The organism is Sorangium sp. So ce327, assembly GCF_051530205.1.
Lineage (GTDB): Bacteria > Myxococcota_A > Polyangia > Polyangiales > Polyangiaceae > Sorangium > Sorangium cellulosum_B.
Genome location: NZ_CP150330.1, coordinates 5,549,103 through 5,565,276, shown reverse-complemented (window position 1 = coordinate 5,565,276; position 16,174 = coordinate 5,549,103). Strand labels below are relative to the sequence as shown.

Annotated in this window: 10 protein-coding genes; 4 read left to right on the top strand and 6 right to left on the bottom strand. The window is 72.1% G+C overall.

All coding sequences use genetic code 11. The features are described 5' to 3' along the window. Entirely contained in the window at nucleotides 1–438 is a 438-nt protein-coding gene (locus tag WME95_RS20780; protein ID WP_437718623.1) for a 23S rRNA (pseudouridine(1915)-N(3))-methyltransferase RlmH, read from the top strand. Between the two features lie 34 nt (nucleotides 439–472). Here WME95_RS20780 and WME95_RS20775 read toward each other — a convergent pair whose 3' ends face one another. Continuing rightward, nucleotides 473–1,426 (bottom strand): SDR family oxidoreductase, encoded by a 954-nt coding sequence (locus WME95_RS20775; protein ID WP_437910144.1) that lies wholly within the window; start codon nucleotides 1,424–1,426, stop codon nucleotides 473–475. Nucleotides 1,427–1,612: 186 nt separating this feature from the next. Between WME95_RS20775 and WME95_RS20770 the strand changes: the two genes are divergently transcribed. Beyond that, nucleotides 1,613–2,623 carry a helix-turn-helix transcriptional regulator gene (locus tag WME95_RS20770; RefSeq protein ID WP_437910142.1) on the top strand — a complete coding sequence of 337 codons (1,011 nt, stop codon included), beginning with the start codon at nucleotides 1,613–1,615 and terminating at the stop codon, nucleotides 2,621–2,623. Nucleotides 2,624–2,657: 34 nt separating this feature from the next. Here the strand turns inward: WME95_RS20770 and WME95_RS20765 are convergent, their stop codons facing one another. Further along, on the bottom strand, nucleotides 2,658–5,996 hold the full coding sequence (locus WME95_RS20765; RefSeq protein ID WP_437910140.1) for a DNRLRE domain-containing protein: 3,339 nt from the start codon (nucleotides 5,994–5,996) through the stop codon (nucleotides 2,658–2,660). Between the two features lie 195 nt (nucleotides 5,997–6,191). Between WME95_RS20765 and WME95_RS20760 the strand changes: the two genes are divergently transcribed. Together WME95_RS20760 and WME95_RS20755 are read left to right on the top strand one after the other, a co-directional pair. Then, nucleotides 6,192–6,416 (top strand): hypothetical protein, encoded by a 225-nt coding sequence (locus tag WME95_RS20760; protein ID WP_437910138.1) that lies wholly within the window; start codon nucleotides 6,192–6,194, stop codon nucleotides 6,414–6,416. A 464-nt stretch (nucleotides 6,417–6,880) separates the two neighbouring features. Next, nucleotides 6,881–9,319 carry an SUMF1/EgtB/PvdO family nonheme iron enzyme gene (locus WME95_RS20755; RefSeq protein ID WP_437910136.1) on the top strand — a complete coding sequence of 813 codons (2,439 nt, stop codon included), beginning with the start codon at nucleotides 6,881–6,883 and terminating at the stop codon, nucleotides 9,317–9,319. A gap of 148 nt (nucleotides 9,320–9,467) precedes the next feature. Here the strand turns inward: WME95_RS20755 and WME95_RS20750 are convergent, their stop codons facing one another. From WME95_RS20750 to WME95_RS20735, 4 genes are all read right to left on the bottom strand, one after another. After that, nucleotides 9,468–10,880: a hypothetical protein gene (locus WME95_RS20750; RefSeq protein WP_437910134.1), complete on the bottom strand. Its 1,413-nt coding sequence runs from the start codon at nucleotides 10,878–10,880 to the stop codon at nucleotides 9,468–9,470. A gap of 83 nt (nucleotides 10,881–10,963) precedes the next feature. Continuing rightward, nucleotides 10,964–12,982, bottom strand: a complete 2,019-nt coding sequence (locus WME95_RS20745) for a potassium transporter Kup (protein WP_437910132.1) — start codon at nucleotides 12,980–12,982, stop codon at nucleotides 10,964–10,966. A 400-nt stretch (nucleotides 12,983–13,382) separates the two neighbouring features. Next, nucleotides 13,383–15,692, bottom strand: coding sequence for a hypothetical protein (locus WME95_RS20740; protein WP_437910130.1), 2,310 nt, complete (start codon nucleotides 15,690–15,692; stop codon nucleotides 13,383–13,385). Further along, entirely contained in the window at nucleotides 15,689–16,057 is a 369-nt protein-coding gene (locus tag WME95_RS20735) for a hypothetical protein (protein WP_437910128.1), read from the bottom strand. Before WME95_RS20735 ends, WME95_RS20740 begins: the two co-directional genes overlap by 4 nt. Nucleotides 16,058–16,174: the final 117 nt, after the last annotated feature.

Sequence of the window (16,174 nt, the reverse complement as noted above, 5' to 3'; positions counted from 1 at the left end):
GTGCGACTCGTCGTCGCCGCCGTCGGGCGCGTGAAGGACAAGCCGCTGCGCGCGGCGATGGACGAGTACCTCGGCCGCATCCGCCGCTATGTGGCGTGCGACGAGATCGAGATCCAGGACGGCCCGCCGGCGAAGGTCGGGCCGCTCCTTGCGCGCGCGTCGGCGGGGGCGAACGTCATCGCCATGGAGGTGGGCGGCAAGGCGCTCGGCAGCGAGGCGTTCGCGGCCGGCGTCGAGCGCTGGGGCTCTCGCGGCAAGGGCGTGGTCGCGTTCCTGATCGGGGGCGCGGACGGGCTGCCGCCGGACGTGTCCGCCGCGGCGGACGACCGGTGGAGCCTGTCGCCGCTGACGTTCCCGCACCGCCTCGCGCGGCTCGTGCTGATCGAGCAGCTCTACCGCGCGATGACGCTGCTTCGCGGCGAGCCCTACGCCCACTGAGGCGGCCGCGCCGCCCCTGCGGCCGCCGCCCCGGTCACTCCTTGGGCCAGTCGGGGCACGCGAGCTCCATCGGGCCGTTGAACCAGCTCGCATAGGCCGCCTCGCCGGCCCTGTTGTACCGGCCGAGGTGCCGCTCGAAGTACTCGCCCCAGTGGGGCCTCCGGCCGTCGGCGTCGGCGAACCCGTACTCCCTCGCGAGATCCCACGAGCTGAACACGCGGCCGGACTTCGCCGCGACGCGCGGATCGGCGGCGAGCGCCGCGACGGCGCGGCCCACGTAGAACGGGGTCTCCGATTCGATGAAGTGCGGGTCCTTCTCGGCGGCGTCTCGCCAGTTCGCCTCCGTGACGCCGAAGTGGTCGAGCATGGCCTCCGAGCGCAGGAAGCCGGGCGTCACCGCGAGCGCCGTCATGGCGGGGTGGCGGCGCAGCTCCCAGGCCATGGCGAAGGCCAGGCGGATGACCGACATCTTCGCCAGGTCGTAGAAGAGGTTGCCGCGGTAGCCGAAGTGGTCGCCGTCGGTGATCTCGACGATGAGGCCGCGATCGCGCTCGAGCATGAGCGGCACCGCGTGGCGGCTCGTGATGATGTGCGAGGTGACGGCCCGCTCGAGCAGGACCTTCCCGCTGGGCAGGGAGAGCTTCCAGAACGGCTGGCCGAACTCGGTGAGCTCATCGCCGCCCCACACGTCGTTGACCAGGACGTCGAGCCGCCCTTGCTCCTGCCGGATCCGGGCGCAGAGCGCCTCGACCTGCTCCTCGACGGTGTGGTCGACCTGCGCGGCGAGGCCGCGCCCTCCCGCCGCGCCCACGAGCTCGGCTGTCTCCTCGATGGTCTCGGGGCGCTGGCCCGTGGCGGGCCGGCCGCGGACGCTGCGTCCTGTGCAATAGACCGTGGCGCCGGCCTCGCCGAGCGAGCATGCGATGGCGCGCCCCGCGCCGCGCGTGGCTCCGGCGACGAGGGCGACCTGTCCTTCGAGCGGTCTCATAGGGTGTCTCCTCCTTGGGGACCGGCGGCTCGGCGGGCGCGCGGGCTCCTGCGATGCGCGCGCCCTTGCATTCCGGCCTGCCCCGGTCGTCCTGCGACGCTACGGGACAATTCCTGACGTCTCCTGTCATGAATTGCGCGTAGCCTTGCGGGCAGGTCATTTCGGGGTCGGGAGCCACGGACGGTCATGCGCGCGGATCGGCTGCTCAGCTTGATGTTGCTCTTGCAGCGGGCGAAGAGCCGGCAGCTGACGGCCGAGGACCTGGCGCGCCGCCTGGAGGTCTCGGCGCGGACGATCTACCGGGACCTCGACGCGCTGTCGTCGGCGGGCGTGCCCGTCTATGCGCAGCGCGGCCCGAGCGGCGGGATCTCGCTGGCGGAGGGGTGGCAGACGAGCCTGACCGGGCTGACGCAGCCCGAGGTGCAGGCGCTCGCGGCGGTCGCCGCGCCCGGGGCGCTGGCCGACATCGGGCTCTCGGCGGCGCTGGAGAGCGGGCTGATCAAGCTCTCGGCGGCGCTGCCGGCCGTGCACCGGTCGCTGGCCGAGCACGCGCGGCAGCGGCTCCACGTGGACGCGTCGGGGTGGTTCCAGGGCAGGGAGGTGGTGCCGCACCTCGCCGTCCTGCGGGAGGGGGTCTGGCAGGATCGCAAGGTGTGGCTCGCGTACCGGGACTTCGACGGGGAGGCGAGCGAGCGGGTGGTGGAGCCGTATGGGCTCGTGATCAAGGCCGACCGCTGGTATCTCGTCGCCGGGACGGAGCGGGGGCCGAGCATCTTCCGGGGAGCGCGGGTGGCGGGGGCGCGGCTCCTCGACGCGGCGTTCGCGCGGCCTGAGGGGTTCGACCTGGCGGCGTGCTGGAAGGCCTTGAGCCGGCGGTTCGCGGAGCAGAGGGCGAGCTACGTGGTGACGTTGCGCGTGACCGGGGAGGGGGAAGAGGCGCTCCGGCGGGTCCGGCCCGGCGGCGAGCACGAGCGGTGGGGGCGGGGAACGTGCGGGCGCGAGGGGACGAGCGTCGTGACGGTCGACTTCGAGCGGGAGTCGATCGCGATCTCGCAGATCGTCGGGCTGGGCAGGGGCGTCGAGGTGCTCGAGCCGGCGGCGCTGCGGGCGCGCCTCCGGGAGATCGCGAAGGATCTACGAGCGGTCTACGGGGCGCGCCGCGCGGCGGCGCCTCAGCGTGGGGGCGGGAAGAGGTGAGCCGACACCGGAGGGATCGCGAACGTGTCCAGGCTCATTCCACGTCAGGACACGAATACCCGATCTCCCAGTCCTGCACCTGGACTCCGCCCGCGCCGTCACTCGTCGGATTCAGCGTCACCTGGAGCTCGAGGTAATCCGCTTGCGCTCCCGGCAGCGCGCCGAGATCGACGGCGCACGGCGGCGTCGAGGTGTCGTCGCACACCTGGGTATCGGCCGGCGTCGCGTGGGCGGTCGCGGCGAGCGTCACGGCCGCTGCGCCGAGATCGGCGGTGTCGTCGGCCGATCGCACGAAGAACTCGACGCTCGAGTCGCCCGGCGTGGTCGTGCTGTACGTGAGGTATTCCCACCGGGCCTTGGTCCCCGGCGGGCAGACGCCGTCGTAGCGCACCCAGCTCGTGGTGATGGGCGAGAGGGCCTCGTCAGCGCACGGCACGGTCGCCTGGACCTTGCTCCCGGGGTTCTCGCGGAGGGCGGAGCAGGTCTCCGGGCAGAGCTTCACGTTCGTGTTCCCGGAATCGAAGTACCAGCCCCCCGCGCCGCAGCTGCCGATACCGGCCCGGGGCGTGAGCGTCGTCTCCACGCCGGCGGCGTTCTCGTAGACGACGGACACCGACGCGGGATCGGAGACGCCCGCGAGGGGGACGGCGACGTCGCAGGGCAGCGCCTCTCCGCGGATCGAGACCAGCGCATTGAGGAGGTTACCTTGCAGCGTCGAGCCGGCGCTGAGGTTGTGCGCCTGCCCTCCGCCTTGAGCGGCGATGAGGTTGATGATCTCCGCGTTCGAGTTGCCGAAGCCCAACGCGTGCACGCGAACGCCGTGGTTCACGAAGGCGTTTCGCGCCAGGTTCCCGATGGCGTTGGGGATGGTGTTGCAGCTCGACGGGACGCCGTCGGTGATGAACACGACGGCGACCTCCTCCTCGGGATGGGCGTCCTTGTAGTTGTTCGCCCAGGTCGTGGCGCCGTCCAGCGCCGGGTACATCGGCGTTTCGCCGTTGGGCGTCGGAAAGTGGATGAAGGCCTGCATGAGCTTGATCTCTTGCTGGTCCCCCATCGCCGCAGACTCCTCGGTCAACCTGTCGGCCGCGGCGCCGTTGAACGGGACGAGCGGCAGCGCGCAGCCGCCGCCGCCGGCAGGCGGACAGGAAGGGTTGTCGTTGCAAGGGCCAGGGTTGTCGTGCGGCCAGAACCGGAACGCGACGCCGAGCCCCGCCGACGCTGGATCCTGGAAGAAGGACTTGAGCGCGTTCGTGGCCGGAATCCATCGATCCGCGCTCACGTCCACCCCCGACACCGTCTGCCGCATCGAGGTGGACCGATCGAGCGCCACGAACAGGGTGACCGGCCTCGACTGCGTGGCGCTGGCCGTGGCGGCGCAGGCGGGCGACCCGCACTCGCCCGATTGATAGACGCTCCCGTTGTTGCCGCACTGGCACTCGGCGACTTGCCCCGCGCCCGGCGGATTCACGATGAGCTCCATGCCGTCGGTGACGCCGGTGCAGCCCGCCACGCTGATGCACTCGCCCGGCTCGATCGGCTCCGCCGTCGTGCAGGCGAGGGTGCCGCCGGTCGGGCTGCAGGCGTCGAGGATCCGGCTCGGGGCGGAGGAGGGGAGCTGGCCCGCGCCAGCAGCATAGCGGTGGATGGCGATGCCCGCGGGCGCCTGCGTGGTGCCGCGGTTGCAGACGGGGATCGTCCCGCCGCAAGGAACGCCGATCGTGAGGTCCGGGAGAGAGCATTCGGGGTTCGTCTCGCCCGGCAGGTAGGCATTGCAGCTGCCCTGCTCCGGGCAGGTCTCGCCGCAGACGCTCTCCACGAGGTCGACGCAGCTCTGTGTCCACGCACCGCCCGGCGCGCAGCAGCTCGGCGACACCGCGCAGATGTCCGCCACGCACGAGTCGCAGCCCGCGTTCAGCCGCTCGCCCGTGTAACACTTGTCGTGCGCGCAGCCCGGATCGGTCTCGCAGGTGGTGCCGCACAGCTGCTCGGTGAGGGCCGCGCACGTCGCGTCCCAGACGGGGGAGGCCGCGGCGCATGTCTTGGGGGCGCACTCCGTGGCGACATAACCCGCGCAGGTCGCGTTCCAGGTCCCGACGCACCTGCCGCCTGAAAGCACCGTCCCGGCGGGACACACACCGCCGGGCGCCGTGCACCGGCCGGGGAAGACGCAAGTGCTGCCCGCGCCGATCATCGCAGTGCACTGCGCCGTCGTGCTGCACGTGATATCGCAGCAGCGCGGATGGTTCGCGCAGATGGTCGCGATGCACGCGTCGCCGCAGGTCGTGTTCATGTTGGTCGCCGGGCCGGGAGCCGCCACGCAGGCGTCGTGCGCGCAGTCGCCCGGTACGGTCGTCTCGGTGCAGCAGCTCGGCCGAGCGTCGCAGACCTTCGTGACGCAACCGCTGCACGTCGACAGCAGCGGGGTGCCCGTCGCGCAGGGAGCGTGGGCGCACGCGCCCTGCGCGGGGTTGTCGCAGTGCTGGTCGAACTGGCAGTCCTCGCCGGTCGTGCACGGCTCGTTCGTGCCCTGCGCCGCGATGGCCTCCGGCAGCTCGTCGAGATCGCCGACCGACCAGCCATAGGTCGCGCCGGTCCCCTCGAGGTCGACGGGGCTCCCGCCCGGCGGCCCCTCGAACGACGCGCCGCCGCAGGGCGCGCACGGGCCCCCGCAATCGACGCCGTTCTCGCTGCCGTTCTGGATCCCGTCGTCGCACGTGACGTAGCAGACGTCGAGCTTCGGCCGGCTCGCGATCTCCGGCCGCTCGCTGCTCTTGAACTCGCTCCTCACGACCGGATCTTCCTCGATGAGGACGCCGTGGTTCTCGGCCTCGCCGCTCACCCACGCGCGCGCGAGCGCGGTGAGGTCGGAGGAGCGGACGCCGGCCGCGCCGCCGCCGGTGAACGACGCGACGATCGCTGGATCGAAGGACTCTCCGAAGCTCCCCCAGGTCGCGGTGAACTCCGCCCAGGCGCTCGTGACGCGGTGGACGCGGACCGTGCTGGTGTCCGCCTTGTAGATCTGCGAGAGCGACAGGTTCGCCGACACGACCTCGGCGTTCGATGGGAGGCCGGAGAGGTCGAACCGGAGCAAGCTGCGCCGGATCCCGCCGCTCGCGCTCGTCCCCGAGCTGAGCGCCACGTTCGCGCCGTCGTTCCACGTCGGCGCGTTCTGCCAGAGCACGACGTCGGCCACGCCCGCTGGTCCGGCGCCGCGCTGGACGGTGGTGCACACCTGTCCTTCGGTCGATAGTTCCTGCGCGGCGCGCGCCACGCTCTCGTCGCCGTCGTCGCCCGCGCCGCCGGGATCGGCGCCGCACGAGGCCGCGAGGGCGCTCGCCAGACCAGCGCACAGGGCGCTGAGCATCTTCATTTTATCTCTCATGCAAAGGTTCTCCGTGACAGGTGTTGTGGTTCGCCGCGCAAGGCTTCGCCGCGCGCAAGGCCAGAGTCGTGTGGCCCCACGGTCATGAGCGCTGGGTACGAGGCGAGGTGCGGCGTGAGTCGCTGCAAAAGCCCAAGACAAATATCCATCCATGGTCCGCCGCTCACGCATGCATGTCAAGACGTGAAGGCGACGATTCCTTGGTTCGGACATGGGATGCGGGCTGCCGGCAGCGCGTTCATCGTTGAGGTTTTTGCAATTGTTTGCGTGGTCCGCAACAACTGCGTCACACACGGATCGGCCGAAAAATTTTGCGAATTGAATTGTTTGCGCGGTCTGCATCGACTGCATCGCATCTGCATCGCTTGCAACATTTTGCGAAGCTGTCATCAAGGCGGCGGCGGATGAGCCACGTGCGAGTCTCACCGGCCGGTCAATGCCGATCGATGGCCGGCCGGAAGGTCGGTTGTCCTTGGAACAGGCAATTCACGGCTTGGCCGTTCGCCAGGCACTGCATGGAACCTGGAGGGCAACACGGGGAGACACGAGCCGTGGGGGGCGCTGCCGCTCGGTGCGCGAGAAGGCGGGTCGCAAAGAGTGCCAGCGGCCACGCCAGGGCGGTTACGTTGAGAGTCAATTCCAGGGGCTCAGGTCGGGGCGAGCCGTACGAACCGGCGAGGACGGTGCGAGACGCGGGAATCGTGCGAACCGTGCGAACCGTGCGAACCGTGTGAGCCGTGCGAACCCGTGCGAGACCACCGCGCGGGCGCGACGATGGGCTTGACTTCCAAGGGGTCGTTTGCTCTTCCTAGTAGATTCCCCTGGTCGACTCGCCGCATCACGCGCCTTCCCGGCTGGCACCTCGGACGACCGTGCAGAAACCCATCGACGTATTCATCTCCTACGCGCGCAGGGATGAAGCCGCTCTCCGGGAGCTCGTGTCCCACCTGGCGCCCATGCAGCGACAGGGGATCCTGCGGGCGTGGCACGACCGGGAGCTCGAGGCCGGCGCCCGATGGGAGGAAGAGGTGCGCGAGCGCCTCGAGGCGGCGCAGCTCATCTTGCTGCTCGTGAGCGCGGACTTCATCGCCTCGCCGTCCTGCTGGGACGTCGAGATGGAGCGCGCGATGGCCCGCCACGCGGCCGGCTCGGCGCGCGTCATCCCGATCCTGCTCAGGGCGTGCGACTGGAAGGGCGCGCCGTTCGGTCGCCTCGCGGCGTTGCCGGACAACGAGCGCCCCATCCAGGGCCGGGCCGATCGCGACGAGGCCTGGACCGACGTGGCGCTCGGCATCCGCGCCGCGCTCGAAAAGAACGAGAAGAGCGACAAGAGGCGCCCGCGCGGGCAGAGCCACAGGCCGATCTACCCGGACGCCGAGACCCGCAGGCTCGCCCAGGAGCTGGAGCGCGCGCGCGTGCGGCTCGGGGCGCTGCAGCTCGCAGGCGGCGACACGGCCGAGGCGCAGCGCGAGGTCCTGGAGCTCCGGCGGCAGCTGCGCGAGGGAGGCCAGCTCCGCGCCGGCGACAGGCTGGGGCAGCGCGGCAGGTACCTGCTCCTCGATCGCGTCGGGCGAGGCGGCTTCGCGAACGTGTGGCGCGCGCGCGACGACGAGCAGGGCCACGTCGTCGCCATCAAGGTGCTGCACTCGAGCCTCGCGGAGGACGCGCTCCGGCGCGAGCGCTTCTTCCGGGGGGCCCAGCGCATGGCGGGGCTCGATCACCCCGGCGTCGTGCGCGTGATCGAGCCGCACGGCGAGGACGGGGGCTTCCACTTCTTCGTCATGGAGCTCGTCAGCGGCGGCGACCTGCACCAGGCGGTCCTCCAGCAGCGCCTCCCGGCAGCGCAGGTGATCCCCCTCGTCCTGCGCGTCGGTGACGCCCTCCGCGCGGCGCACGCGAAGGGCCTCGTGCACCGCGACGTGAAGCCGGCGAACATCCTGCTCGAGCCGTCGGGCGAGCCGCGGCTCACGGACTTCGACCTGGTCGCGGCCGCGGACACGACCGGCGGGACGCGGACGGGCGCGCTCGGCACGTACGTGTACAGCGCGCCCGAGTCGATGGACCGGCCCCAGGACGCCGACGTGCGAGCCGACGTGTACGGCCTCGGGATGACCGCGCTCTTCTGCCTCCACGGCGCGCAGCTGCCGGCCGAGGCGGTGCACGACCGGGCGGCGTTCCTGCGGGAGCTCTCGTGCGACGGCACGGTCAAGGCGGTCCTGGAGCAGGCCGTCGCGTGGAAGCGCGAGAAGCGGTACGCCAGCATCGACGACCTCTGCGCGGCGCTCAGCATCGCGAGCCGGCCGCGGGGCTCGCTGCAGCCCCGGCGCGGCCCGTCCGAGTCCCCTCCGGCCGCGGCGCCCGTGGCGGTGGTGCCCTCCGCCACGGCGACGCCGGCGACCGGGATCCCTGCCGTCGGATCCGCGGCCTTCACCGCGCCGGCGGGGAGCCAGGGGGCCTTCGTGGCCCGCGCCGTGGACGCCGAGGATGACGCCGGCCGCGCCGCGAGCGCGCCCAAGATCGAGATGGCCGTGATCGTGGGCGGGCGTTTCTGGATGGGCAGCGCGGACGAGGACGTGTTGGCGAAGCCCGATGAGCGCCCGCGGCGGCAGGTGCTGGTCGCGGCGTTCAGGATGGGCGTCCATCCGACGACGCAGCGGCTCTACCGCGAGGTGATGGGCACGAACCCGGGGCTTCCCGCGAGCGACGAGCTCCCGGTGAACAACGTCAACTGGTGGGACGCGATCGAGTTCTGCAACCGTCTGTCCGCGTTACGAGGGTTCGGTCCCGCATACCAGCTCGAGGGAGAGGGCGTGATCTGGAATCGCGAGGCCAACGGCTATCGGCTCCCCACAGAGGCAGAGTGGGAGTACGCGGCGCGGGGGACCCGCGGACGCATGTATCCGTGGGGTGATGAGCCGCCATCGGACCAGCTCGCCTGGAGCGACGCGCGCATCAGGAGCCCGGTGCTCGCCATGCGGGCCGGACCCAGCCCCGTGGGGTACTACCCGAAGGGGGCGTCGCCGTTCGGGATCCTCGATATGGCGGGCAACGTCTGGGAGTGGTGCTGGGACTGGTACGGCGATTACCAGGCCGTCGAGGGGCCGGTGAGCAATCCGGTCGGGCCTTCCATCGGCTACGGGCGCGTGCTCCGCGGCGGTTCGTGGCGGGTGGTCGCGAAGAACCGGCTGCGGGCCGCGGCGCGCCACTTCATGTTCGCGAGCGCGAAGAACGCCGACGTCGGCTTCCGCTGCGTCCGCGGCTCGATGCAAGCCCACAGCGCGAAGCCGCCGGCCGGGCAGCCCGCCCGCTGACGGCGGCGCCGCCCGCGAGGGCCCCTCGCGCCGGTTGCTGTCCGCGCCGACGGGCCGCGCCGGGAAGAGCTGCGCCAGAGCGATCGAGCGAGGCCTGCGCAGCGCCCGCGAGATCGTCCTGAAAGCGCCGCACCCTCCGGCGGACCGCTCACTCCGGGAAGAACGTCTCGATCGTCAGCGCCGGCGTCCCGTCCGCGTGGACCCCGCCGAGCAGCGCGAGCGTCCCGTTCGGCGCGGGCACCACGGCCGCGCCGCGCCGCGGCTCCCGCAGCGGCAGCTCCTCGACCTGCGCCGACGCGACGTCGACGAGGAAGCTCCGCGTCAGCCCGTCCTCGCCGGCCTCGGAGCCCACCGCGAGGATGCGCCCGCCGGGCAGCGCGAACGCGGCGACGCCCCCGATGGCCGCGGTCAGCGCGGCGCCCTCGACCTCCACGGCCGCGCAGGTCGCGGCGCTCGCGGCGCACCCCGGCGCGAGCCGCCGCGTCGGCGCCGCGGCGCCGCCCTGGACCCCGCCGACGAGCGTGATCTCCCCGGGACCGGTCACCGCGGCGCCCGCACCCTCGGAGGCGTCCGGCGGAAACGGCCTCGGCGAGAACTCGGTCGCGCCGTCGCCGAGCATCTCCAGCCCCTCGCCGTCCGCGCTCCCGCCCGCGACGACCAGGCCCAGGCCTTCCACCCACACGGCCGCGGCGCCGGCCCGCGCGTGGCGGAGCTTCGCCACCGAGAGCGCCCCGTCCGCGCCGACGACGAGCACCTTGTCCGAAGGCGCGCCCGCCACCCCCGCGGCCGCGCCCGTGCGCGTCGCGCCGACAACGAACGAGCGCCCGTCCGAGGCCTCGACCGTCCGGCCGCCCGCCACCTCCGCGAACGAGCCGAGCCCCTCGGGGAGCGACGCCTCGGCGCTCTGCCCCGCCGCGACGTCGGTCCAGCTCGCGCCCTCGTCGTCCAGCGTGAGCAGCAGGTCTCCCCGGACCACGAGCGACCGCGCCGCCCGCGGCAGCGCGCCGCTGGAGGCGCTCCCGCCCCACGCCGCGAGGTCGTACGCGTCGAGCCGCGCCGGGTCCACGTCTCCCGCCGCGGCGCCCTCGGCCGCGGCCCCGCCGGTGAGGATCAAGTAGCGCTCCGCGAGCGCCGCCCCGGGCGCGCCGACGCGCGACGCCGCGAGCTCGCCCGGCGGCCGCGCCCACCGGCCGGCGCGCTGGGCGAAGAGCGGCAGCACGTCGCCCGTCACCGCGGCGAGGTAGATGCCCGCCGCGGAGCGCCCCCGCACCACGGTCGCGCCGCCCGCGTCGAGGCCGCGCACATCGAACGTGTACGCCCGCTCCGCCGGGATCTCGCCGAAATCGAGCTCGCCGCCCGGCGCCGCCGCCGCCGACACGGTGACGTCTCCCTCGGCCGCCGTCGCGGTCACCTCGATCCGGGCGACGGGTGGGTCTTCCTGGAACGCGGTCGCCTCGTGCCCCGGCACGACCTCGACCGTGAGCGTCCGCGGCCCTTCCGCGCAGCCGAGGAGCGACAGGCCGAGCGCGGGAAGGACACGGCCCAGGAGCGGGATCTTCATGAGGGCCGAGTCATAGCGCCTCGAGCGCGCGAAAGCCCAGCGGAGGTGGGCCGATCGCGCCGAGCGCCGATCTCCACCGAGCGCTACAGGTCGACCTGCACGCCGATCTCCACCACCCGCTCCGGCGGCAGCCTGAAGTAGTCGGGCACGGCGCCGGCGTTCCGCGCCATCACCGCGAAGATCGTCTCCGTGATCCTGCCCATCCGGCCCCTGTCGGTGGCGAGGATGGTCTCGCGGCCGAGGTAATACGCCACGTCCGCGAAATCGATGGGCAGCGCGTGCGCCGCCGTGGCCCGCCGCAAGAGGGCCGGCACGTCGGTCGACTGCATGAAGCCGGATCGGATGACGACCTGGTGAACCCCCTTGTCGAGGCTCGTCACGTCGAGGCGCTCCCTGTCGGCGACCCGGGGGACGTGCTCCGTCACCACGGTCAAGATCACCACCGTCTCGTGGAGCACCTTGTTGTGCTTGAGGTGGTGCGTCAGCGCATAAGGCGTCTTGCCCGCGCGCGAGCTCAGGAACACCGCCGTGCCCGGGACCCGCGCGCGGCACTTCGCGTCGAGATCGCGAACGAAGGTGTCGATCGAGGGGGCCGCCCGCGTGAAGCGCTCGGCGAGGATCGCGCGGCCTCGCTTCCAGATCACCATCATGGTGAACAGGACCGCGGCGATGACCGCCGGCACGTACCCGCCGTCGAGGAACTTGATCAGGTTGGCCCCGAAGAACGGCAGATCGAACGAGAGGAACAGGATCAGCAGCGGCAGCGCCTTCGCGAGCGGGGCGCGCCACGTGTGCCGCATCACGACGAAGAAGACGATCGACGTGATCCCCATCGTGCCGGTCACCGCGATGCCGTACGCCGCGGCCAGCCGGCTCGACTGCTGGAAGATCAGCACGAGCGCGAGGCACCCGGCCGCGAGGGCCCAGTTCGTCAGGGGGATGTAGATCTGCCCCGCGGCCTCGCTCGACGTGTGGCGCACCTGGGTCCGCGGCAGGTACCCGAGCTGGATCGCCTGGTGCGTGAGCGAGTAGGCGCCCGAGATGAGCGCCTGCGACGCGATCACGGTGGCCATGGCGGCGAGCGCGACCAGCGCGTAGGTGAGGGGACCCTTCGGCACCATCGCGAAGAACGGGTTCGCGGCGGCCTCGGGCTCCTGCAGCAGGAGCGCCCCCTGGCCGAAGTAGTTGAGCACGAGCGCCGGGAGCGCGGCCGCGTACCAGGCGAGCCGGATCGGGCCGCGCCCGAAGTGCCCCATGTCCGCGTAGAGCGCCTCGCCCCCCGTGATGACGAGGACGACCGACCCCAGGATCGCGAACCCGTGGAAGCCGTGGGCGGCGAAGAAGCGCGCCGCGTACACGGGGTTCAGCGCGGCGAGCACCGCCGGGTTCCTGGCGATGAACACGAGCCCGAGCGCGGCGAGCGCGGTGAACCAGAGGACCATGATGGGGCCGAAGACCTTGCCGACGCGCGCCGTCCCCCAGCGCTGCACGCTGAAGAGCCCGACGAGGATCGCGCAGGTGAGCGGCACGACGAACGGCTTGAGCCCGCTCGTCGCCACCTCGAGCCCCTCCATGGCGCTCAGCACCGAGATGGCGGGCGTGATGACCCCGTCGCCGTAGAGGAGCGCGGCGCCGAGCACCACGAGCCCGGCGAGCCACCCGACGCCCTGCGTCCCGCTGGCGCGCAGCCGCTCCGGCACCAGCGCGAGCAAGGCGAGGATGCCGCCCTCACCGTCGTTGTCGGCCCGCGTGATGAAGGTGACGTACTTGACCGTGACCACCATCATCAGCGACCAGAAGAGGAGCGAGAGCAGCCCGAGGACGTTGTCGGGCGTCGGCGGGACGCCGTGCGTCGCGCTCACGCACTCCTTGAGCGCGTAGAGCGGGCTCGTGCCGATATCGCCGAAGACGACCCCGAGCGCGGCCAGGGCGAGCGCTGCCTTGCCGCCGTGGTGGCCGTGCGCCGCGGCAGCGTCGGCGCCACGGCGAGCAGCGCCGTGCTGCGTGGGACCATCGTCCGCGCGGGTCACCGCCCGCTGCGTCGCTCCAGGAGGGACCGGCAGAGCGCCGGGGGGAGGCTCGGCAGAGGCCGGGTCGTTCATGGGGCGGAGTCATAGCGCTCGCCGTCGTGAAAGCCCACCGCCGCGCAAATGGAGCCGAATCAGGCCCGGATCCTGGAGGCCATGGATGCGCTCGTCAACCGCGCCGACGCGAACAAGCAGAAAGGGCGGAGCCCGCGGAGGTGTAAGTCTCCTCCACAGCGGCTCGCGGAGGCTGGCGCATGATGCATTGAGGAGGTGAAGCGCTCGTCGCGAGACGGAGCTGGTCATCTTGGCTCAAGCTGCGCTCGTGGTTGAAGCTGCCACCGCGCTCGACGTTCTTCGTCCGGGCGCGGTGACATCGCGCGGCGCACGAAGACCAGGAACTATTGAATCGACCGGCGCCGGACCGGGAGAGGCCCCCGCCAGGACGGTCGCGCTCCGCGCGGGTCAGGCGGTGGGCTCAGCCAGAGGGCAGGCGATGGCCGGCGCGTAGAGCGCGCCGCTTTCGGAGCACGCCGAGGGCCAGCGGTGCGAGCAGCCAGAGGGAGGTCGATGCGCTCGACCTCGTCGTTCCGATGTAGGCGCACGAGCATCCTCCATCGTCCGACGGGTCCGCGTCGGCTGAGCCAGAGCCGCTCGAATCGGGGGGCGCGCCGCCTGTAGAAGCTCCGCCACCACCAGCCGAGCTGTTCGACCCATCCGTTGTGGCGCTGCCGCTCGTCGACGCGCCTTCCGCAGACGTTCCAGCGCCACCTGTGCTCGCAGCGCCGCTGCCCGCGCTTCCGCCGCCGCCGCTCGCGCCACCGGCGCCGCCGCTGGTCACCGCGCCTGCCGTGGCCTTTGTTTTGGCGCCCCCAGCGCCGCTCTCTCCGCCTGCGCCTGCGCTGGTCACCGCGCCTGCCGTGGCGCTTGTGCTGGCGCTGCTGGCGCCCCCAGCGCCGTTCTCTCCGCCGGCGCCGCCGGTGTTCGCACCTCCGGTGCCGGCGGCGCCCGCACCGCTCTCGCCGCCGCTGCCGCCGCTGCTCGCGGCGCCTGCCGTGACGCTCGTGCCGCCGCTGCCGGCTGCACCGCCGGTGCTCGTGACGCCCGTCCCTGCGACGTCACACGAGCCCTCGATGCAGATACCGCTTGCGCCGCAGCTGTTGCCGTTCGTGGGACCACAGATCCCGTCGACGGCAGCGCCCGCCGCCACGCTGCACGCAAAGCAGTCATCCGTCGCCGCGCTGCAAGTCGTTCGGCAACAGACACCATCGACGCAGTGCCCGCTCTTGCACTGGATGTCCAGCTCGCACTCCTGTCCTTGCGACGCGGCGTCCATTTGATTGGCATTGACGCGATAGTTCTGAACGCCAGTCGTCTGGTCACCGAAGACGTACGTGACGAGCGAGCTGCGTCCGTCCCCGACCGCTGCCACGGTCGGCGAGTGGTACGCCCCGGTCGACGACGACAGGAGCGTCGTGCCGAGGACCACATCGCCCGCCGGTGAGAGCCACGCCCCGTGGATCTTCTTCTCTGTGATGCCTCCGGGCCACACGATGAGCGTGTCGACGCCGTCGAAGGCGAGCTCCGGTCCCTGCCGATACCACGCGCCGGAGTACCCTGCGATGCTCGTCGCGGAGAGCTGGATCCAGCTCGGATCCAGGACGTTGCCCGTGCTCGGCGACACGCGGGTCGCCCACATCCGGTAGGTCGTCGAGCTGACGCTGCTGCTGGCGACCCGTCGCGCCGCGACCACGAAGGACGTGCCGTCGTAGGCGACCGCGGGGAACATGCCCGTACCCAGGCTGAGACCTGGGCTCGGATCGAGGCGCGCGCCGTCGGACAGGACGCGCGCGCCTCGCGTCCCGCTCGGCAGGAGGCTCGTTCCAGGCGTGTGCCAGACGATGAAATATTGACCTGCCCCATAGGCCATCGTGACGTGGCTCGCGCCCGTCCGCTGCGCCACGAGCAGCGGCGGGTCGTCGAGCACCGCGCCGTCCGCGCCGATACGCGACGCTTCGAGCTTGTCGTTGTCACCGCCAGCCGTATCCTGCCAGGCGACGAGGTACCCAGAGCCATCCGAGGAGACCGCCGGAGTCTTATCGGAGCCTCCCACCGAGATCGCGATGCCGTCCGGATCGAGCACCTGTCCGTCCGGCGTCACGCGCGCTCCAACCACGTCGCGGCGGGTGTAGTTGCTGCCGCTCCTGCGTCCGTCGAGCCACACCACGAAATAGCCGCTCTCGCTCGCCGCGAGGCGAGGCTCGCGCTGATCGTACGGCGCACTGTTGATCAGGATTCCGGCTGGATCAAGGACGGTGCCCGCCTCGCTGACCCGCGCGCCATAGAGGTCGGTGCGCGTCCCCTCGCGGTAGTCCTGCCAGACCACGAAATAGTGTCCATCCCTGTAGGCGATGGCGGGCATCGACTGTTCGCTCGCTGCCCGGCTCAGGTGCAGGCCTCCGGCGTCGAGGGCGGCGCCGTCCGCGATGCGGGTGCCAAAGACCTCCCCGTCGTCGTCGCCAGCAAAGCTTCCATTGCCGAACCGCCCATCCTCCCACGCGGCGAGACACCCGGCCGCGCCGCAGAACACGGTGGGTAGCGCCTTTCTCCCGCTGGCCGTGACGAGCGCGCTCCCGGCGCCGCCCAGGACCGCGCCGTCGGGGCTCACCCGGTTCACGAACACGTCCTGAGCGCTGCCGGAGCTCCAGACGACGACGAAGCTCGTCCCGTCGAACGCCGCCGAGGGGGCGACGTGCGTGCCGGGCTCAGCAGAGAGCTTCTGGCTCACCGCTCGGGCGACGCGAGCTCGCCTCCGCCGCACGGGAAGCCAGACGTCTCGAACGCGACCTGGACCGACGGGGCCGCGCCTCGAGCGGCTTTGCCGGCAAGGCCCAGCTCCACGCGCTCCTCGGAGACACGCGCCCGGTAGGCGCCAGAGCCGCCGCTGAAGGTGCTTCCGGGCGTCCGGCGAAAGGCGAGGCGCGCTCGACGCATCGTCTTCTCGAGGTCGAAGGGCACGGCATGAGGCGACCTGGCGCCGCTCTGGGCAGCCTTCGAGGCCTTCGCCTCGGCTCCCGGCTCCGGCGCGGAAGAATCGGAGCAGGCCGCCCCGCCGAGCGCCGCCAAGGTCGTCAGCAGCAGCGCGCTGGTCACCCAGCGGCTCGCGCCTAGCCCGGGGTGCGAAGGCCTTGTCGTAGGGTGCGAGGTGCGAGCGCAAGAAGGCATGTGCCCGCAATTTCTCACGCTCGAGCTCGCTCGCCCATGGAAAGC

Excerpts from the sequence above, each read along its gene's own strand:
- WME95_RS20775 (WP_437910144.1), bottom strand. The coding sequence starts at position 1,426 with ATGAGACCGCTCGAAGGACAGGTCGCCCTCGTCGCCGGAGCCACGCGC.
- WME95_RS20770 (WP_437910142.1), top strand. The coding sequence starts at position 1,613 with ATGCGCGCGGATCGGCTGCTCAGCTTGATGTTGCTCTTGCAGCGGGCG.
- WME95_RS20765 (WP_437910140.1), bottom strand. The coding sequence starts at position 5,996 with ATGAAGATGCTCAGCGCCCTGTGCGCTGGTCTGGCGAGCGCCCTCGCG.
- WME95_RS20750 (WP_437910134.1), bottom strand. The coding sequence starts at position 10,880 with ATGAAGATCCCGCTCCTGGGCCGTGTCCTTCCCGCGCTCGGCCTGTCG.
- WME95_RS20745 (WP_437910132.1), bottom strand. The coding sequence starts at position 12,982 with ATGAACGACCCGGCCTCTGCCGAGCCTCCCCCCGGCGCTCTGCCGGTC.